This window comes from Bacterioplanes sp. CLAM21, assembly GCF_059641015.1.
Genome location: NZ_CM184929.1, coordinates 727422 through 747411, shown reverse-complemented (window position 1 = coordinate 747411; position 19990 = coordinate 727422). Strand labels below are relative to the sequence as shown.

At 51.1% G+C, this 19990-nt stretch carries 18 protein-coding genes; 7 read left to right on the top strand and 11 right to left on the bottom strand.

The window, feature by feature from the left end; all coding sequences use genetic code 11:
* Nucleotides 1–115: 115 nt before the first annotated feature.
* Complete coding sequence (locus AC55FS_RS03595; protein ID WP_496934702.1) at nucleotides 116–418, top strand: putative quinol monooxygenase; 303 nt, start codon at nucleotides 116–118, stop codon at nucleotides 416–418.
* Between the two features lie 129 nt (nucleotides 419–547).
* On the opposite strand, the gene AC55FS_RS03590 is transcribed toward AC55FS_RS03595, so the two are convergent.
* From AC55FS_RS03590 to ectA, 8 genes are all read right to left on the bottom strand, one after another.
* On the bottom strand, nucleotides 548–763 hold the full coding sequence (locus AC55FS_RS03590; protein ID WP_496934701.1) for a DUF3817 domain-containing protein: 216 nt from the start codon (nucleotides 761–763) through the stop codon (nucleotides 548–550).
* Between the two features lie 82 nt (nucleotides 764–845).
* The gene (locus AC55FS_RS03585; RefSeq protein WP_496934700.1) at nucleotides 846–1277 is read right to left on the bottom strand and encodes a hypothetical protein; all 432 of its coding nucleotides are present in this window, start codon (nucleotides 1275–1277) and stop codon (nucleotides 846–848) included.
* A gap of 339 nt (nucleotides 1278–1616) precedes the next feature.
* Nucleotides 1617–3914: a 5-methyltetrahydropteroyltriglutamate--homocysteine S-methyltransferase gene (gene metE / locus AC55FS_RS03580; RefSeq protein WP_496934699.1), complete on the bottom strand. Its 2298-nt coding sequence runs from the start codon at nucleotides 3912–3914 to the stop codon at nucleotides 1617–1619.
* Nucleotides 3915–4047: 133 nt separating this feature from the next.
* Nucleotides 4048–5010 carry a TPR end-of-group domain-containing protein gene (locus AC55FS_RS03575; protein WP_496934698.1) on the bottom strand — a complete coding sequence of 321 codons (963 nt, stop codon included), beginning with the start codon at nucleotides 5008–5010 and terminating at the stop codon, nucleotides 4048–4050.
* On the bottom strand, nucleotides 4986–6431 hold the full coding sequence (locus tag AC55FS_RS03570; protein ID WP_496934697.1) for an aspartate kinase: 1446 nt from the start codon (nucleotides 6429–6431) through the stop codon (nucleotides 4986–4988). Before AC55FS_RS03570 ends, AC55FS_RS03575 begins: the two co-directional genes overlap by 25 nt.
* A 53-nt stretch (nucleotides 6432–6484) precedes the next feature.
* On the bottom strand, nucleotides 6485–6877 hold the full coding sequence (locus AC55FS_RS03565; RefSeq protein WP_496934696.1) for an ectoine synthase: 393 nt from the start codon (nucleotides 6875–6877) through the stop codon (nucleotides 6485–6487).
* Nucleotides 6878–6961: 84 nt separating this feature from the next.
* Entirely contained in the window at nucleotides 6962–8227 is a 1266-nt protein-coding gene (gene ectB, locus AC55FS_RS03560) for a diaminobutyrate--2-oxoglutarate transaminase (RefSeq protein ID WP_496934695.1), read from the bottom strand.
* A 13-nt stretch (nucleotides 8228–8240) separates the two neighbouring features.
* Nucleotides 8241–8780: a diaminobutyrate acetyltransferase gene (gene ectA, locus AC55FS_RS03555; protein ID WP_496934694.1), complete on the bottom strand. Its 540-nt coding sequence runs from the start codon at nucleotides 8778–8780 to the stop codon at nucleotides 8241–8243.
* 121 nt (nucleotides 8781–8901) lie between these two features.
* Between ectA and AC55FS_RS03550 the strand changes: the two genes are divergently transcribed.
* The 4 genes from AC55FS_RS03550 to AC55FS_RS03535 all read left to right on the top strand — a co-directional run bounded on the left by AC55FS_RS03550 (nucleotide 8902) and on the right by AC55FS_RS03535 (nucleotide 13410).
* Nucleotides 8902–9324, top strand: a complete 423-nt coding sequence (locus tag AC55FS_RS03550; RefSeq protein WP_496934693.1) for a chemotaxis protein CheW — start codon at nucleotides 8902–8904, stop codon at nucleotides 9322–9324.
* A gap of 318 nt (nucleotides 9325–9642) precedes the next feature.
* Nucleotides 9643–10152 carry a MarR family winged helix-turn-helix transcriptional regulator gene (locus AC55FS_RS03545; RefSeq protein ID WP_496934692.1) on the top strand — a complete coding sequence of 170 codons (510 nt, stop codon included), beginning with the start codon at nucleotides 9643–9645 and terminating at the stop codon, nucleotides 10150–10152.
* Between the two features lie 313 nt (nucleotides 10153–10465).
* The gene (locus AC55FS_RS03540; RefSeq protein ID WP_496934691.1) at nucleotides 10466–11644 is read left to right on the top strand and encodes an acetyl-CoA C-acetyltransferase; all 1179 of its coding nucleotides are present in this window, start codon (nucleotides 10466–10468) and stop codon (nucleotides 11642–11644) included.
* A 116-nt stretch (nucleotides 11645–11760) separates the two neighbouring features.
* The gene (locus AC55FS_RS03535; RefSeq protein ID WP_496934690.1) at nucleotides 11761–13410 is read left to right on the top strand and encodes a long-chain fatty acid--CoA ligase; all 1650 of its coding nucleotides are present in this window, start codon (nucleotides 11761–11763) and stop codon (nucleotides 13408–13410) included.
* Nucleotides 13411–13513: 103 nt separating this feature from the next.
* Here AC55FS_RS03535 and AC55FS_RS03530 read toward each other — a convergent pair whose 3' ends face one another.
* A complete protein-coding gene (locus AC55FS_RS03530) occupies nucleotides 13514–14539 on the bottom strand; it encodes a threonine aldolase family protein (RefSeq protein ID WP_496934689.1) in 1026 nt (341 codons plus the stop codon).
* A 208-nt stretch (nucleotides 14540–14747) separates the two neighbouring features.
* On the opposite strand from AC55FS_RS03530, the gene AC55FS_RS03525 reads away from it, so the two are divergent.
* Nucleotides 14748–15731, top strand: a complete 984-nt coding sequence (locus AC55FS_RS03525; protein WP_496934688.1) for a nitrate- and nitrite sensing domain-containing protein — start codon at nucleotides 14748–14750, stop codon at nucleotides 15729–15731.
* Between the two features lie 44 nt (nucleotides 15732–15775).
* On the opposite strand, the gene AC55FS_RS03520 is transcribed toward AC55FS_RS03525, so the two are convergent.
* Together AC55FS_RS03520 and AC55FS_RS03515 are read right to left on the bottom strand one after the other, a co-directional pair.
* On the bottom strand, nucleotides 15776–16597 hold the full coding sequence (locus tag AC55FS_RS03520) for an SDR family oxidoreductase (protein ID WP_496934687.1): 822 nt from the start codon (nucleotides 16595–16597) through the stop codon (nucleotides 15776–15778).
* 8 nt (nucleotides 16598–16605) lie between these two features.
* Nucleotides 16606–17916 (bottom strand): MFS transporter, encoded by a 1311-nt coding sequence (locus tag AC55FS_RS03515; protein WP_496934686.1) that lies wholly within the window; start codon nucleotides 17914–17916, stop codon nucleotides 16606–16608.
* 204 nt (nucleotides 17917–18120) lie between these two features.
* On the opposite strand from AC55FS_RS03515, the gene AC55FS_RS03510 reads away from it, so the two are divergent.
* The gene (locus AC55FS_RS03510; RefSeq protein WP_496934685.1) at nucleotides 18121–19983 is read left to right on the top strand and encodes a hypothetical protein; all 1863 of its coding nucleotides are present in this window, start codon (nucleotides 18121–18123) and stop codon (nucleotides 19981–19983) included.
* Nucleotides 19984–19990 lie beyond the last annotated feature (7 nt).

The window sequence follows — 19990 nt, the reverse complement described above, 5'->3', positions numbered from 1 at the left end:
CGCGAGGCTAGCTTTAGTCGATCCAATCACATTGATCGCGATCTTTAGTCGGAGCAACGCTCAGGAAACCACACCAATACGCTATCAAGCAGTCATATTTTAACAAGGAATTTTTATGATCACTGCCATCGTTAAAGCGACCATTAAAGCCGATATGCACCAGCAGCTAAAACGTGTTGCAGATGTATTGCAATACCAATATGCACCCCATGAGCCGGGTTGTGAAATGTATGAATCATATATTGATGGCGATACATTTATTACTCTGGAACGTTGGCAAGACCAGGATTCTTTGGATATTCACTTAGAGACTGAGCATGTCAAACAACTGGTGCCAGAATTGCGCCGATGTGTCGTTAATGAAACATTTCAAGTAACTTTTATTGATTCGGACAATATCCAGCAAGTCACTATATAAGCAGAAATTCGACATAAACGACAGTATATCCGGCGGACATCTAACATTGGATTGCTGCCGGGCTCCGCTAAATTATAGCTCTATGATTATCCCCAAAACGCCAGTGCTATACCAAGGTGAACCAAAGAGCTAAGCAGATATTTTCTGACTGCATTGAAAATAGAACTCAACAGCAATAAAGGCCAACGGGAAAATGGCCGCCAAAAAGAAAGCCAACCATTTAATCACTGGCCAACCTTGCTGATGGGACACTGACAGAGACAACACCATATAAACTAAAAACAGCACTCCATGAGTGACCCCTAATGGGAAAACATAGTCTCGGCAGATCCAGCCCAAGGTCACAGATAGAATGACGAGATAAGAAATACCGTCAGGCTCAAAATACCTTTATTAACCACATCTTCACATCAATCGAAAAGAAGCTTTATTTCACTCGTATGGTATCACCTTCCTTTACCCAACCGTGCAGCGTCCAGGCACCAGTGACACTGTTTCGAGTTTTGATTCGGCCTTTGCCACTTCGGTCGGCACACACACGAACAGAAGTTCGCTCATGTCCACTTAGCGTACGATTCAATACCAAACCCGCGACACAGTCAGAAGCACGCAAAACATTGTGCGCTTGGCGACACTCTTCGCTGCTTTCATCCTGCTGGCAACGATCACTGTCGACGGTAGCAGCCGCCAAACGACAGGCTGCCGGCATCTCATCACCACACACAGTATCGACAACCTGAATGCGATTTTCGCGAGCTGAGCCATTTTCCACTTCCACGGCAATCATCTGCCCGGCCTGAGCAGGAGCCAGAATGGCGAGCAAGCAACACCCGGTTAACATTTGTGCGATAGTTTTCATCAATTGGTCTCACTTATCCAGTGTACTAAAAGGCCCACCCGGGCAGCATCTTAAGGCAATGATCCATATTGTCGCATGAATAAGCTGAACATAAATTTAATGCCATACAACATGCGCAATCGATACTGGTTGCTGAGTGCTAATAAGGTATTCAGGAAAACCGTGAAATGGAACAGTCAGGCCACTAAAGACAGTACAATAGAAGCTTGGTTACTGCATATTGGTAAAAAAGACAAACACAGTGACGCAGCATGACCAACAGACTCAGAAGTGCTGATGCATAGAAACCAGAATCGAGCTGCAACCACAACTGGGTTACAGCTCCGAGCGAGGCCAGGCTTAGAGTGCTTGAGCACGCAACTCCTGCGCAGCCGCCACCATACATTGCAATGCTGGCAATACTTCTTTCCATTGCCTGGTTTTCAGACCACAGTCCGGGTTAACCCACAAACGCTCGGCAGGAATTCGTTGCGCTGCTTTTTGCATAAGCTGCACTATGTGCTCCTGGGTTGGAATATTGGGCGAATGTATATCGTAAACACCCGGCCCTATTTCATTGGGATACTGGAAATCATCAAAAGCGTCGAGTAACTCCATATCCGAGCGTGACGTTTCGATAGTAATGACATCCGCATCCATGGCAGCAATGGCTTCGATAATGTCGTTAAATTCCGAATAACACATATGGGTATGAATCTGCACATCATCGGCAACACTATTAGCGCACAAACGGAAGCTGGCCACTGCCCAATCAAGGTAGTGCTGCCATTCGCTGCGACGCAGTGGCAACCCTTCACGCAAAGCCGCTTCATCAATTTGAATCACTTTGACACCGGCTTTTTCCAGATCCAAAACTTCCTCGCGAATGGCCAGCGCCAGCTGTTGGCAGGTATCACTGCGGTGTTGATCATCGCGAACAAATGACCAATTCAAAATGGTCACAGGACCTGTAAGCATGCCTTTTACTGGCTTATCGGTCAGCGACTGAGCGTATTGAATCCAGTTCACCGTCATGGCCTTAGGACGACTGATATCACCAAATAAAATCGGTGGTTTAACGCAACGTGAACCGTACGACTGCACCCAACCATATTGACTAAAGACGTAACCATCTAGCTGTTGGCCAAAATACTCGACCATGTCGTTACGCTCAGCTTCACCATGCACCAACACATCTAAGCCCAGCTGCTCTTGCTGGCGAATATCGTGTTCGATATGAGCGCGCATTTGCTGCTGATAAGCATCATCTGACAAATCTCCCCGCCGGTGCTGCAAACGTGCCGCGCGAATCTCCGCGGTCTGCGGGAAAGAGCCAATGGTGGTGGTCGGATATAGAGGCAGATTTAACGCCGATTTTTGCAACTGACTGCGCTCAGCATAAGGCTGCTGACGCTGTTGCCATTGCGGCTGAATAGCCGCCACGGCCGCTGCTACCTCAGGGTTATGCACCCGCTTGGATTGTCGACGGTGAGTGAGCGCTTGCTGATTTTGCTGCAATGACTCTGCAACAACAGCACGTCCTTGATTCAAGGCCGTAGCTAACAGCTCAACCTCCTGCAGTTTTTGTCGGGCAAATGCCAGCCACTCTCGTACTTCGCTATCTAGTTGTTGCTCACTGCCCAGATCCACGGGCACATGCAATAACGAGCAAGACGGCGCCAACCACAGTGACTGCGGACGCTTTTGAGCCAAAGGCTCCAGCCATTCCAGAGCGGCTTCAAGGTCGGTTTTCCAGATATTACGGCCATCGACAACACCGACAGACAACACCTTGTGCAAGGCCAGCCAATCTGCCACTTGGGTGATTTCTTCACGGCCACGCACCGCATCGACATGCAGGCCCGCCACCGGCAGCTCACACGCCAGCTGAAGATTATCCTGCAACGGCCCAAAATAGTTAGTAAGCATTAACTTCACTGGGCAGACTTTCAAATGGTGATAGGCCTGCTGCAGGGCATGACGCCACTCGGCGGTTAAATCAGTAGCCAAAATAGGCTCATCAATTTGCACCCAATCAACGCCAGCGTCTGCCAGCTGGTGCAACAGCTCGGCATAAACCGGTAACAGCGACGGCAACAGCGCCAAACGATCGCTGTCATCCTTGCTTTTACCCAGCCATAAGTAGGTGACTGGACCAATAATCACAGGCTTAGCAGTACCCTGTGGCAATTGCTGCTGAGCCTCGGACAGCTGGCTAAGCAAGCGCTCACTGTTCAACTTAAACTCAGTGTCGGCGCTGAATTCCGGCACAATATAGTGGTAGTTAGTATCAAACCACTTGGTCATTTCACCGGCATGTACTGCACAACAAGCATCATCGCTGGCACTACGGCCACGAGCGACACGGAAGTAACGATCCAACTCGGTGCCACCCCCTTGCTGTGCACGCTCCGGCACTACGCCCAAGGTGAAACTCATATCGAGCACCTGATCGTACAGCGAAAAATCCCCCACCGGCACATGATTGAATGCTTGCTGCCACGACCAATGCTGCTGGCGCAGCGCTGCGGCAGACGTCAGCAAATCATCGGCACTGCTTTGGCCATGCCAAAAGGCTTCTAGGGCAAACTTTAATTGGCGTTGATCGCCGATTCGGGGAAAACCCAGGTTATGGGTCTCAACGGTGATATTTGTCATGGGAACCTCAATCTCGATGAATTGAGATCAGGGTACCCAAGGCCTATATCAAAAAAAATTGATATTATTTCAGCTTATCTTTAGCAAGATTCATGATGAAAGAGGTTCAACATGAATCTGGCTAGAAAACCGATCACGGACGATCGGTGTCTTTCTCAGGAGTGCGCTCTTCTGGCTCCGGCAGCACCACCATGGCCAAGAACAGCTCATTGTCACGCAAACTGTCAAAGCTGCTGTCTTCACCCGCTTGGGTACGCAACGATTCAGAACGACCAATGGCTTCTTCTAAATCGCGCAACGCTTCTTCAATAAAGCCGCTTTCCGCATACGCACAGGCTCGCTGGTACATGGCATGACTGTTGTCCGGGTCTATGCCTAAGGCGTGGTTGGCCAGACTGGTGGCCCACTGGGCCTGCCCCAGCAATAGCGCCGCATCGGCTTTGTAAGTGAGCGCTTCGACATCCTCTGGGCGCAGTGCCAAAATTTGATCGTAAATAGCAATCTTGTTTTGCGGACTGCTTTCCTGTGACGCTTTCAGCCACAACGAGTGAATTTCATTGGTCAGCTCAATCTCAGCCTGCGCGGCTTTAATATGGCGAGTTTTGCGGCTTAGTTCTTTTTCCAAAGCGTCCATACGCTCTTCATAGGACTGGGTAATACGTTTTATTTCATCGTTAGCAAAGGTACCCACTCGCTCTTTGATGTCGCGTAATGAATTCCAACCCACCAAAACCAATAAGGTAGAAGCGCCAGCAATCAAATAGAAGAAGTAAGTAATGGTGTCGGTGGCATAGGTAATGGCTTTGTCGGCCACACTCAGCTCTTTAGCCACGATTTTTTCTGTCATTTCGACCCGGACATCGGCCAATGCCTGACGTAAATGCTTCACTTCATCCAACAGATAACGTTCAGTAAAGGCACTGTAGAGGGGCTTTTCGAGGGTATTGATGGTCTGCTCCAGCTGTTCGTCAGTCGCGGCTTTGTCTTCGTTGCTGGGCGCTTCGGCGACGGCCAGGTTCGCCATCAAGAGTAAAGAAAACAGCAGCCGTTGCGGCCGCTGGAAGAAGGATATTATGCACTTGCCTGCTGTTGCCATAGATCAGATTTTTCCACCAGTAGTGTATGCAGAGCATTAACCGCTTTAGTGTAGTCGGCATCACTGACCAGGAACATCATATCGACCTGGCGCATGGCCTGGTGGACAGACAAAATATTCACGCCGGCATCGGATAGCGCACCCGCCGCTCTGCGTAGCAGACCAGGGATTTTCAGGTCGCTTCCAATGGCGCTCACCATGGACAGTTTTTCCAGGCGGATGTCGGCATCAGTGTATACCTGCTTGAGCCGATCAATCAGCCAATTCACTCGGCGTTTATTGCCCTTTAAATAAAAGGTGACGGTATTGGCGTTGAAGTCTTTGGTCAATACCCGAACGCCAGATTCGAACACCAGATCATTCATTCGCTGACCATAAGTGGCGTTACCGACCATATCCTGATCAAAGATTTCCAATGCCCACACGCCCCGCGTACCGGCAATGATCTCGACCTTCGGCTCATCGGTGTAATAGTCATTACGAATTTCCGTGCCCTGATGCTCAGGTTCAAAGGTGTTTTTGACACGCAGCAAAATATCCTTTTTGCGCAGCCCAGCGGCTGCTCGCGGATGAATGGCCTCCATGCCCAAATTCGCGAGTTGATCCGCTACGTCGTAATTGGTGCGGCCAATTGGCATAACATGATCAATTCCCACCAGCGATGGATCCGCCGTACTAAGGTGATATTCCTTATGAATAATGGCTTCAGCAGCATTAGTGATGGTGGCGATTTTGGAGAAGGTCATTTCACTGTAGCCACGGTCAAAGGTACGCATCAGACCTTCCCGACACTGGGTATATCCGGTCACGACCGGCATTTGTTTTGACAGATCAATGCCCTCAAAAGCAGCACGTATGGTGTCATCCAAACTCAGCTGGGTGTCTGAGCGCCAATTGGTAAGGTCAATATAGACGGCGTTCACCTCGTGCTGACGCAGCAATTGCACTGAGTTATAGGCGCTATGTGCTTCGCCGATAGCACTCAGCATTTCTCGTACTTGGTGCAAATGATCATCCAGCTGAAAATTACCAAAGCTGCACACGGCTTCAAGATTCTCGAGACAGTCACGCACATCTGCGACCCGACTGCTAATAAACTGATCGGCCCGTTTACGCTGTACTTCGCTATTAAACATCTCGGCATTGACCGCCAGCATCTCAGCCAACACGGTTTGCAGTTTTTCTTGCCAAGGGCGATGCTCATCCATTTCAGAGTACAAAGCATAAACGCCGGGCTCACCGGTTTTTTTATGCTCCAACAGACCATTGGTCATGCCAGCATAGGCCGATACCACAAACACCCGTTGATACAGGGTGGTACCGCCTTCTGGCACAGAATGAGGACGCAACCAGATATTCTTCAGCACATCCTGATACCGACTCATAGATGTACCGCCGATTTTTTCGACCGTGTGAAACATGATGGCTCCCTTATGCAATTTTAAGTGGCTAACAACAAATGCTGGCGTAATGATTAAAGGGCTTCAGCCTCCAACGCATACACACCATTTTCATCGTGTACTTCCTTGCCGTTCAACGGCGGATTAAAAACACAGGCCATTTGCATATCTTTGCTAGCACGCAGCAGGTGTTTGTCGTTCTGATCGAGAATGTACAAGGTGCCAGGACGAATGGGATAAACCTTGCCATCAGCGCAAGTTTCCACCTCGCCTTCGCCACTGATGCAATACACAGATTCGAGATGGTTTTGATACCAGATCGGCGTTTCAGTACCAGCAAAGATAGTCGTGATATGAAAAGAAAAGCCCATATTGTCATCTTTTAGCAACATGCGAACGCTTTCCCAGTTACCACCATTGATAGCGCGTTCAGATTTTTTACAGTCGTCAAGAGTTCGAACAATCATGTTTTGTTCCTTATTTAACAAAGATGGCTGCGGATAAAAAGTAGCAGAGAAACCGGGTCGCAAGACAACCCGGTTAGATTGAAGTCAGGAGGCAGCAGATATCTGCTCAGCCATCACATCGGCAATGCAGTGGGCAAGAATATCCAGGCCACGCTTGAGGTGTTCTTCTTCAATGGTCAGCGGCGCCAGGATTTTCACTACCTGGCCATCTGAACCAGATGTTTCGATCACCAATCCTCGTTCAAAGGCCAGCTCACAAACTCGCTCGGCCAACTCGCCTGTGCGCATTTCTAAGCCTTGCATCATGCCACGACCTTTATGCTTCATTTGGCCACCGTGCTCAGCCTGAATCGCCTTTAATCGACTGCGAACCAAAGCCGCTTTGTGCTGTACGGCTTTTTCAAACGCATCATCTTGCCAGTAGGTTTCTAGTGCGCGACAAGCAGTAATAAAGGCATGATTATTCCCGCGGAAGGTGCCATTGTGTTCACCGGGTTTCCAGGTATCTAAACGTTCTTTCAATAGCACAATCGCCATTGGCAAACCGTAACCACCCAGTGATTTCGACAAGGTAATGACATCCGGTTCAATACCGTATTCTTCAAAACTGAAAAACTTACCACTACGGCCACAGCCCGCTTGAATATCATCAACGATAAAGACCATATCGTGGCGGCGACACAGATCCTGCAAACCTTTAAGCCATTCGGCACTGGCGGTGTTCAAACCGCCTTCTCCCTGTATGCATTCAACGATTACGCCGGCAGGCTTACCTAATCCAGATGAGCCATCTTGCAGCGCTTTTTCAAAGTATTTGAGGGTATCAAAGTCGCCTAAATAGCCGTCGTAGGGCATAAACTGGACACCTGGCAAGGCCATACCAATCGATGCTTTGTATTTGCCGTTGGCGGTAACCGCTGCCGAACCTTGGGTCACACCGTGAAAACCATTGGTAAAAGATACGACAATCTGACGACCGGTATTTTTACGAGCAATTTTCAACGCCGCTTCAACCGCATTGGTGCCTGTTGGACCAGTAAACTGAACCTTATAGTCCATCGCCCTTGGCTTAAGAATCACATCATTGAAGGTGCGCAAAAACGCCTCTTTGGCCCCAGTGTGCATATCCAAACCATGAGTAACACCATCGGCCTGAATATAATCGATCAGCGCTTGCTTGAATTGTGGATTGTTGTGGCCGTAATTCAGCGTGCCGGCACCACCGAGAAAATCGATGTAATCATCACCGTCTGCAGTGGTTAGCACAGCATTTTGGGCTGATTCAAACACCACCGGAAAAGAACGGCAGTAACCACGGACATTGGATTCAAGCTGATTAAAAATTTCCATCGCTAATGCTCCTTTAAGACTGATCGGACGATTGATAAGAGAAGGGGCCAATAACCACCAAGGTTTCGGTGTCGTGGCGCTGATCAAAATGGCGTTGCTGATCGAACATCACCTGAGTATTGAGGGCAGCCTCCAAACGGCTGGCCAAGCGCTCAAACGTGCGCCATGACGCCTGGTTGCTGGCAGTAATACTGGTGTGTAAATAGCGAAGGTCGGGATGACGCTGCAATAACTGCAACAGCATACGACTGGCCAACCCCTGACCGCGCATGCTCGCATCAACCGCTACCTGCCATACGAATAAAGTGTCGGGCTGCTCAGGTAGACGGTAGCCAGAAATAAATCCGACTGGCATACCTTGGGCTTTAGCAACTACGCTGGTGTCACGGAAGTGTGAACATTGCAGCAGGTTGCAGTACATAGAATTTTGATCGAGTGGTGAGCAACGGGCTATCAGATCAAAGACAGCGCTGCCATCTTCGGCACAGGGAGCGCTCAGAACGAGCTCTGTAAGAGCGTTGTTTGCTGGGCGGGTTGGTAGGGTCTGATTCATTGTTTAGAGGCTCCGCGTACCGATCAAATTGTCGTTACGGGCCTGTCATTTACTTTGAACGCTAAACAAAATAGCATCCGAGAAAATTATTTACAACACGAATTAATTTAAGGAGTTGTCGATGCAGGCGGATCATGAGCGTTGGCTGACGTTCACCATGGACGACACCACCTACTGCCTTCCCGTTGAAACGGTGCGTGAAGTCACTCTGTGGAATCGCCCCGAACCGGTACCCGATGCACCGCCCCAAGCCTGGGGCGTTATTAACCTACGCGGCGATATAGTCACCGTACTTGACGGCCGATCATTACTGGGCTTACCGCAAGTAGAACCCGATGACGACACCCGTGTGCTGACGATTGAAGTTGACCAGGAAGTCATCGGTTTTGTGGTAGATGCGGTGCACGAGATTGTGCTGCTAGATCCCGCCAAGGTTGAACCGCCCGTTACCCCGCAAGCCTTTATGAAGGGCACCTGTTACCACAAGGACGACTTACTGGTGCTACTAACCTTGGAAAACGTGCACGAACAGCTAGGACGCTAACCATATTTACTTTGCATACAATCATTTAGATATGTATGCTTTTGTGAACAGGCTCTCAAACCGTCATGTCATGACAGTCTGAGACACACTGTGTTCGCAGCCCATTACCCGCACTAGTCCCTTGGACACCACTCTTGTCTCTAAATTTGGCCGCCAACACAGTCTCTGCTTTTCAGAGCACTTGCGCGTTCTGCACCAGAAAGGAGGCTGCTTATGCCCGCCACGTCACAATCGCAACGACCTATTTCGGCGCAACAGTGGATACCTAAGCGTGATTCTTCCTATAATTCGCGCCCCGCCCGTCCCGGAATAGCCGACATGAACCGATATGAAGATGTGCTGGTCGCGCTCCGGCGTATCATTCGCGCCACCGACCTGCACTCCAAACAGCTCAGCAAAACCACAGGTCTAACCGCGCCACAGCTGATGATTTTGCAAACCTTGCGTAACAACGAAGAACTGACCGTGGGTGAAGTCGCACGCAAAGTGAATCTGTCGCAAGCAACCGTCACCACCATCATCGACCGGCTTGAGCGACGCAACTACGTTAAACGTGAGCGCAGTCAGCTGGATAAACGCAAGGTCTATGTTTACCTGACCGATGAAGCACACGACTCATTGATCGATGCCCCCAAGCCGTTGCAAGAAAGCTTTGTGAATCAGTTTCAGGATTTGCATGAGTGGGAGCAAAGCATGATTTTGGCATCGCTAGAACGTGTTGCTCATATGATGGATGCTCAGCATATTGATGCATCGCCAGTATTGGACGTCGGCCCACTGGATAGAAATATCAGCAAAAACGACGCTCATAAGTCGAGTCACGATTAATGAATCGCGGCTGATTATTGCTCTACGTTATCGTCTGCGACATTGCCGCCAAAGGCATACAGATCACAGCCTGACTGGCCCTCAGGCTTTGTCTTATAGCAACCCTGCCGTCATCAATGCCTGGTAACGCCTCAGTAGACCTTGTTGTCCGCGCCACAACTCGATATACATGAGGCTACGAAGTTGATCTAAGCCAGGCCAACCGATCTCTGATTCGTCAGATCGCCTCAAATGATTAGAGGCGACATAGGTTTGTCACATGCCTTGTGATAGGACTGACGACCTCTTTTGAACACTATATGGAGAATTCATTATGACGGACGTAGTTATTGTTGCTGCCACCCGCACCGCCATCGGTAGCTTTGGCGGCAGCCTCGCCAGCGTGCCAGCGGTAGGGCTGGGCGCCACCGTTATTCGCGCCTTACTGGATAAAACCCAAATCCAAGCAGACCAAGTTGATGAAGTGTTAATGGGCCAAGTTCTGACCGCAGCCTGCGGCCAAAATCCAGCACGCCAAGCTGCCATCCATGCCGGCCTGGCCGACACCACACCCGCCATGACCATCAACAAGGTCTGTGGTTCTGGCCTAAAAGCGCTCCACCTAGCTGCCCAGGCCATCCAATGCGGCGATGCCGAGCTGGTCATCGCCGGTGGCCAAGAGTCGATGTCGAATGCACCTCACGCCTTACCAAATTCACGCGATGGCCAGCGCATGGGGCCATGGAGCATGGTCGACACTATGGTAGTCGACGGCCTATGGGATGCCTTTAACGACTATCACATGGGCATTACCGCTGAAAACATTGCCGCAGAATACGGCATTAGCCGTGACGAACAGGATGCTTTTGCCGCCGCCTCGCAGCAAAAAGCCTTGGCAGCCATTGAAGCCGGTCATTTCCAAGCAGAGATCACGCCTGTCTCTATTCCTCAGCGCAAAGGTGAACCGTTACGCTTTGATACCGACGAAAACCCACGCGCCGGCACCAACGTGGAAAAACTGGCGGCCATGCGTCCGGCATTTAAAAAAGACGGCACGGTAACAGCCGGCAATGCCTCGTCACTTAACGATGGTGCAGCTGCCGTGATGCTGGCCAGTCGCAGCAAGGCCGAGGCTCTCGGGTTACCGATTTTGGCCACCATTAAAGGCTACGCCAATGCCGGTGTTGATCCAAAAATCATGGGCACAGGCCCCATTCCTGCAACCAAAAAGTGTCTAGAAAAAGCCGGCTGGCAAATGGCCGACCTAGACCTGATCGAAGCCAACGAAGCCTTTGCGGTGCAAGCCTTATCGGTCAACAAAGGGCTAGGCTGGGATACCGATAAAATCAACGTGAATGGCGGTGCCATTGCCTTGGGCCATCCCATTGGTGCGTCGGGATGTCGTATTTTGGTCAGCTTGCTGCACGAAATGACTCGCCGTGACGTCAAGCGTGGTTTGGCGACCTTGTGCATCGGCGGTGGTATGGGCGTCGCCCTAGCGATCGAGCGCTAAGGTCAACAGTCGCACCGCCACTCTGGCGGTGCTATGGCTCACTTTGTCAGCTGCAGATACGATATCTGCCTGACAATCCGCTAAGCTGAAGCCAGCCACTGAGCGAGGGACTGCAGATGCCTATTTCAGCCATGCCAGGCAATATGATGCCTGATGAACTCCTGATTACTGATCTGCTCGAATACGCCGCACAGCATCACGGCGAGCAGCGTATTGTCAGCCGGCGACTGGAAGGCGATATTCACAGCTATAACTATCGTGATGCCCTGGCCCGCAGTAAACAGCTAGCCAATGCACTCACCCAGTTAGGCGCCAGACCTGGAGATCGCATCGCCACCTTGGCTTGGAATGGCTATCGCCACTTTGAATGTTATTACGCCATCGCCGGTATTGGTGCCATTTGCCACACCATTAACCCGCGTCTCTACAGTGAGCAAATTGAATTTATTATCCAGCATGCCGAAGACAGCATAGTGCTGGTAGACGCCTGTTTTTTGCCGATGCTTGAGCAGATCAGCGAGCAACTCACCTGCGTGCAGCATATCGTGGTTATGATCGACCCAGATCAAATGCCCGACTCGTCTTTAACCTTGCTCAATTACGAGCAACTGCTGGCCGAACAGCCCGATCAATTTAACTGGCCAAGGATCTCGGAAGATAGCGCAGCTGCCCTATGTTACACCTCCGGCACCACAGGCAATCCTAAGGGCGTACTCTATAGCCATCGCTCCACCATTTTGCATGCCTTTGCCAGCCGCTCCCCCGATGCCCTTAATGTCAGCAGCAGCACTGTGGTGATGCCTGTCGTTCCTATGTATCACGTCTGCGCTTGGGGTATGCCCTATATCGCGGCGATGACTGGCGCCACTCTGGTATTGCCTGGCGACGGTATGGACGGCGCTAGTCTGCATGAGCTGATTGACCGCGAGCAGATCGACTTATTACTCGGTGTACCCACGGTATGGCTTGGCTTAATCGATCATTTGCGCCGTCACCAACTGAAAATTCCTTCGGTAAAAACCGTCGGTGTTGGCGGCTCTGCTTCCCCTCGTTCATTGGTCGCCACCCTGGACCAAGACTATGGCGTTTACCTACTGCCGATATGGGGCATGACAGAAACATCGCCGCTGGCCACCCTCGGCGCCCCAACCCGCCAGCTGCTGAATCTACCTGAGGAGCAGCGCTATCGTTTGCAATCCAGTGCCGGCAAACCCATGTTTGGTATCGAGCTGGAAATCTTTGATGACAATGACCAGCCCTTGCCCCACGACGGTGAAAGCCGGGGGTTACTGCGAGTGCGTGGATCATGGGTGCTAAGTGCCTATTACAAAGATGAAAAGCCAGAGTCATTTTTTATCGATGAGCAAGGCAGACAATGGTTCGATACTGGCGATATCGCCATTATCGACAGCAACAGTTATTTGTTTATTGTTGATCGCGCCAAGGACGTAGTGAAATCAGGCGGCGAATGGATTTCGTCCATTGATCTGGAAAACGTCGCTATTGGCCATCCACAAGTGAACGAAGCCTGCGTTATTGGTGTGCGTCATCCAAAATGGGACGAACGGCCCTTACTGTTTATTGTGCGCCAGCAAGATAGCCAGCTGAGCAAAGAGGAAATGTATGAATTTCTGCAGCAACGGGTGGTTAAGTGGTGGCTGCCTGATGATATTTTAATGGTCGAGGCGTTGCCGCACACAGCGACGGGGAAACTGCAAAAACGCACACTGCGCGATGAATATATCGATTATTTAATTAAAGAATAATCCGCTGCACATCACCCAGAATGCCCTTAAACGCAAAAAGCACCGCTAGGCGGTGCTTTTATGGTTGAACCAGCCAGTGAGCTGGTCGTTTCAGGCAAGGTGCTTACAGCAGACTTTTTAAATCCGCCACAAACTCATCAACCTCAGCCTTGCTGGTATTCCAAGATGACACTAGGCGCATACCGCCAGCACCAATAAAGGTGTAAAAACGCCAGCCTTTATCGCGCATCGCTTGCAGCAAAGGCTCCGCCATTTCTACAAACACGGCATTGGCTTCGGTTGGGAAGATATGCTTCACGCCATCAATGGCAGACAGCTGTTGCGACAAGTAGGCAGCACACTCGTTAGCATGCTGAGCATTAGTCAACCAAGCACCGCTCTCTAATAGCCCTAACCAAGGTGCGGAAATAAAACGCATTTTCGACGCCAGCTGACCGGCCTGCTTGCAGCGATAATCAAAGTCTTCGGCCAGTTTACGGTCAAAGAACAAAATCGCCTCACCCACGGCCAAGCCATTTTTGGTGCCAGAAAAACATAAAACATCAACGCCACTGCGCCAGGTGACGTCGGCTGGTGATACCCCCAAACTGGCAACGGCGTTAGCAAAGCGTGCGCCGTCCATATGAATCTTGAGCTGGTAACGATCGGCGACTTCTTTAATTGCCGCCAGTTCATCCAAGGTATAAACCGTGCCAACCTCCGTTGGCTGGGTCACACTGATCACTTTGGGCTTTGGATAATGGATATCGGTCCGCTTGGTCACCAGATGCTCAATCGACTCGGGCGTTAATTTGCCGTTGTCGCCGGTCCCCAGCAACAGCTTTGCGCCGTTGGAAGCAAACTCAGGCGCGCCACACTCGTCGGTTTCGATATGAGCCAGTTCATGACAGACCAAGCTGTGATAAGACTGACACATAGAGGCCAGCGACAACGAGTTAGCCGCCGTGCCGTTAAAGACAAAAAAGACTTCGCAGTCGGTTTCAAACAGCTCACGAAAGCGATCAGCAGCGCGACTAGTCCATTCATCGTCACCGTAGGCGATGCCGTCCATGCCGTTTGCCCGCATCATATACTCCAGGGCCTGTGGGCAAATTCCGGAATAATTGTCGCTGGCGAAATGTTTCAGCATGTCAGTGTCCTATATCAGATTCAATGAATGTACCAAGGCGCTCAGCGCCCAGTACCCTAATGTAACTGATGGCTGAACAAATGACGATACGAGGAAACCAGTCCGCAATAGCAACACACAAGCCACCAGCGGCAACGGCGCATTTCTCAAACTACACTTGTGCAAGCTGATAGTAAGATACCTTTGCCCATACAAGATGGAGACCTGTATGCGCTCATGGCTGTCCCGCCACCACACAAGCATCGCCTGGATCTCTGGCCTAGCCCTGATGTTATTGGTGGTATTGAACGCCAGTCGCAGCTATCAATTGCTGCAGCAAGCCAATCAACTGCAGCAGCATGCCCACCTGGCCCAGTTGTCTGCCAGCGTCATTCATGAGCTGCAGAAAGAACGTGGCATGTCAGCAGGCTTTCTTGGGTCCGCCGCTAGTCTCTATATTCGCCAGCTTCCTCATCAACGTGAGCAAACGGACCTCAGCTTAAGACAGCTCAGCGACTTTAGCCGTCTGCAACCGTTCAATGACAACACCCAAGCCATATTGCAACAGCTCAATAAGCGCTTGCTAAAACTCGCTGACGTGCGTCGACAAGTCGATCAACTCAATATCACCTTGGATGAGATGTTGGCCTATTACACCGGCCATAACAGCTTACTGTTAGACAGCTTGGCCATGTTGATTCAGGTATCAGCCACGCCAGAGGTTGGGCAAGAGGTCGTTACGCTGTCCAACTTTGCACGGGCCAAAGAAGAAGCCGGCATTGAACGTGCCGTGCTTAACAATGTGTTTTCTGCCGATCAATTTACCCCAGAATTAAGGGTCAAGCACGCCGTCTTGATGGCCAAGCAGCAGGCGTTTTTACACAGCGCCATCGTCACCACCACAACCACTTTAAAACGAACCCTGTCTGGCTTTATTAACTCTGAAGAGCAAAAACAGGTTGAATACTATCGTCATATCGCAGCCCAGGACGACACTGACTACCAGGTCAAAGCCGAAGACTGGTTTAAGGCAGCAACCGCCCGTATCGATCTATACCGCAGCACGGAAGCTCAGATCATCGATGGATTTCATATGGATGCAGGTCAACTGCAAAATACGCAACTATGGTTGTTTTGCCTAAATCTGGCGCTGATGTTGGGTGCTTGGATATTGATTTGGCAAAAAAATGGCCATGATGCTGCGATGGACTAGCACTGCCCACCGCAGCAACAGCAGACTGCAGAAATCACCTTGTGTTAATCATCTTTGCCCGGCGCCGCTGCACTGCCAGCCAAAATGCCACCATCAATAGTGAGTTCAATGCCGGTCACATATTTGGACTCGTCACTGGCCAAATAAATAGCGGCATAGGCGACGTCTTCTGGGGTGCCCATGTGACCGACCGGGATATCTTTGCTGATGGCTGCAATCGCACTAGCCCGTTGCTCACCATCGCCTAACATGGCGTCCCATAGCGGCGTCAATATGGCTCCTGGATGAATAGAGTTACAGCGAATCGGATAGCCCTGCTGAGCACAATATAGCGCCACGGTTTTACTGTGATTGCGCACGGCGGCCTTGCTGGCAGCATAAGGAGCTGCCCCAGGAATACCCACCAAACCACTGCGGGATGACATATTAATAATGCTGGCAGCACGGCTGTGCTTCATTAAAGCTATGCCATATTTGCAGCCTAAGGCAACGCCATCGCTGTTGACCGCCATTACCGTGCGCCAGCTTTCAAGGCTCATATTTTCCGGGTCTTGTGCCGCACCGGTTTCTAAAAAGCCAATAATGCCAGCGTTATTGACCAGCACATCCAAGCGCCCTTCATGGGCCATAATGTCTTCTTCAAGCTGCTGCCATTGTGTCTCGTCACTGACATCTAACGGCAAATAACGCGCCCTGCCGCCCTGTTCAACAATGGCTTTGGCAACGGCTTCACCACCGTCATGATCAATATCAGAAACAATCACTTCAGCGCCTTGCTGGGCAAATAATTCGGCACAGGCGCGGCCAATGCCTTTGGCTGCGCCAGTAATCAATGCCACCTTTTTGGTTAATCTTTGCTCAGTCATATTCCCTCCTAATGACTTACTTCCGGCAAACGCAATGACACTAATACCCCTGCCACTGCCATACAGGAAAATATAAAAATAATACTGCTAGTCGACAGCCATGACGTCAGACCGCCAAGCGTGGCAAACAGCAACAACACGACACCAATTAAGGTATTGCTAACGGCCACGTAGCGGGTGCGTTGATTGCCTTCTGCCATATCCACCAGATAGGTTTTGCGCCCCACTCGAATACCTTGGTGGCTAATCGATAAAGCAAAGTACAATAACGGCAAGGCTCCCACCCACTGCAGCCACTCAGGGCGCCACAGCGACATCCCCACCAAAGCGAAACCACACATTGCTGCGAGTGCTGCAGCAACTTGCATTACCCGTAAGCTAGAACGATCAGAAAAACGTCCCCACAGCGGCGCCGATAACAGCGAGGCTACGCCACTAGCCAATAAAAATAATGCCAACACAGAAAAATCAGCCGGTAAAGACTGGTGGGCCAGTACCACATAATAAGGTGCCGTTAAAGCACTGCATAAAAACAACGCACGTGTTATCACAAAACGACGAAAATTAGCGTCATCGCGCAGCAGGCTAAGCTGTTTTAACGCGACTTTTAAGCCGTTACCACTACCATCGACTTGTCCTGGATATTCCACCACAGAAGCAAACAAGGCTGCGGCCAATAGCCATAAGCCCGCTGCCGCCAGCAGAGCCCAGGCCAACCACTCCGCCTGCATAGACCAGCCAGCCATCAACCATAAGCTCATCGCTAAACCTATGGTAATAACGCCCGCAGCACTGGCAGACCAGCCGTTGACCTGTCCGCGTTGATGCTTGGGAATGGTTTTACCCAGCACGTCTTTGTGGGCCACCGAGTTTAAACCACGCGCTAAACTGAAAAGCAATAATAAGGCAATGATCAGCCAGCCCGCCAACGCCCCTTGCTGCGTTAACGCCACCCAGCCAATCGCCAGTACACTCAGCGCCTGAAGCACCGCTCCTATAACCCACACCCATTTTCGAATGGCTAAAGTACGTACCCAACTGGCGATGGCGATTTGCGGCAGCAAAGAACCTGATTCTCGCAAAGGCACTAGCCAAGCCACTAGAAAAGCGGGCGCACCTAAACTTTGCAGTAGCCAAGGCAAAGTGATTTTGGGGTTTAACAACGCATCCCCCAGTTTACTGAAAAACTGGGCAGCGATGATGCGAACAAAATTACCCGGCACTTGCTGACAAGTCTCTTCGCCCATGGCTCGACCAGCTTGGGCATCTTTATCAGCGACCAGAATGTGATAAATACGGCTGGTTAGATCCTTAGTCATAGCACCTCGTGGAAATCCATAAGCCCTCAAGAATACCACTGTCAGACATGAAATCACTGACTACCAGCAGCACCCAATGGTCAGCTCCAGCGTTGCCAGCCACTCGCCTCAGGTCTAGGATTTTATCAGGGCCAGAGGTTGGCAGCGCGTTGATGGGCAGCGCCCAGATAGGACCAGCCCGCGGCAAAAACGGAGGGGTCAGGCATGATATGGAGGACATTAGGCCATCTTGTCATGGTGATGTTGTTGACTGCCTGTGGCAGCCAAGGCAATGACTACCCAGATACAACGGATCCGCAGACGGAAGAGCCTGAGCCTCCCACGGAGCCTGAACCCGAACCAGATCCCGAGCCTGAAGAACCCGTTACCAATCTGCAGTGCCCCATTAATGACGTGCCGCACTTTGGTGTGGTCAGCAATCTGTTTAACAATCCGGACTGGCAAAGCTTATACGCCGCCGACGTCGCTGCTGACTTCAGCTTTGATTTACAGTTACCGAGTGATGGCTACGGCGTGTTTATGTACCCTGCCGCGCTGGGCAAGGCCACTTTCATCAATAATGTCGATAACACCAGTGGCAGCTGGCAGGGGGCGACCTGGAGCGATGGTTCCATCGATCCCAACAGCAATGGCCCGGTGCTGGTGATGGTGGACGGCGTGCCCTGGCTGGCCCATAGAACTGATTTTCCGGCGCTGGGAGATATTAGTTTTCGCGTCGATTTCACCCGCAGCGGCGCCGTGGGTGAAAGTCTGAGCTGTGATATTTTTGGCTACCCCGCTGCCAGTGATCACAACCTGGATTGGCTGGCCGATGTCACCAGTCGCAATGAAACCCCTGGAACGGATGAGCCTGACGAGCCCGAGCCCAGCGAGCCCGAGCCAACGGAAGAATCCTGCCTAATTACCGACCAGCCCCATTACGGCGTGGTCAGCAATCTGTTCTCATCGCCAGCGATTGAACAGCTGTACCAGGCCAGCAGCGCCAATGATTTCGCCTTTACCCTGGATATTGGCAGCGATCAGTACGGCTTTGTCGCATATCCTGCGGCACTGGGCGAAGCCAGCTTTCGCCAAGGCACGTCGGTCACAGGGCCAGCCGCCAATTGGAATGGCGCGACCTGGGCGCAAGGTGATAGCGCTGGAGACACAGGCCCTGTGATGCTCCGTATCGACGATCAACCTTGGTTTATTTACCGCACAGAAAGTGCTGGCGGCGGCAGTCAAACGGTCAATCTCGATATCGCCCGTAGTGGTGCAATCAACGATGCCATCGAATGTGATGTCAGTGACTATCCACTCGCCAGTGAGCACTCCTTAGGCTGGGCAACGGTAATACCTAGCACCACAGAAACACCATTACCCGACGTTGCGGGCAGCTGTCGTGTCTCGGACCTACCGCGCTATGGCGTTGCCAGCAGTAATATCAATCACACCACAGATATCGCAGCCCTGGCGAATACCTTCAGTGCCAGCAGTGGCCAGCGCTTCACGGTAATCTTATTGGCTTCAGAGTTTGCATATCTGGCATACCCCGCAGCACTGGGCGAAGCCACCTTTATCAATGAAGCCAACGGATTAGTAACCGCCTGGGCCGGCGCCACCTGGAATATTGCCGACACAGTCGGCACCCAGTTCACTCCCATCGTCGTGCAGCACCAGAATGAACCTTGGTTTGTCTATCGCTATGATCTGGTAGGCCCCGCCAACCTCGACTTCAGTGTCAGCTTTGATCGTGATTTGGCCCTCAACGCCAGTGCTGATTGCAGCAATATTGACGCCTACCCTGGAGAATCCGTGGGGACATTCACCAGTAGCAATACCGTAGTGGCATTAGAACTGTATGCCAGCGGTACGGTCGACACAGTATTGGAACAAGGTATCGTCAGTGGTAACGAATGGCGCCTCAATACCAGTGACCTGGCGGATGGCGACTACCATCTATATTTTATTTTGGGAATTAATGGCGCACAAAAGCTATTAGCCGGGCCCATTACAGTTACCGTCGCCGCCGGACAACTACCGGCCACCGTGCATAACGTCGACTCAGCCCCCTGGATTTTGCAGTAAGCAAGCT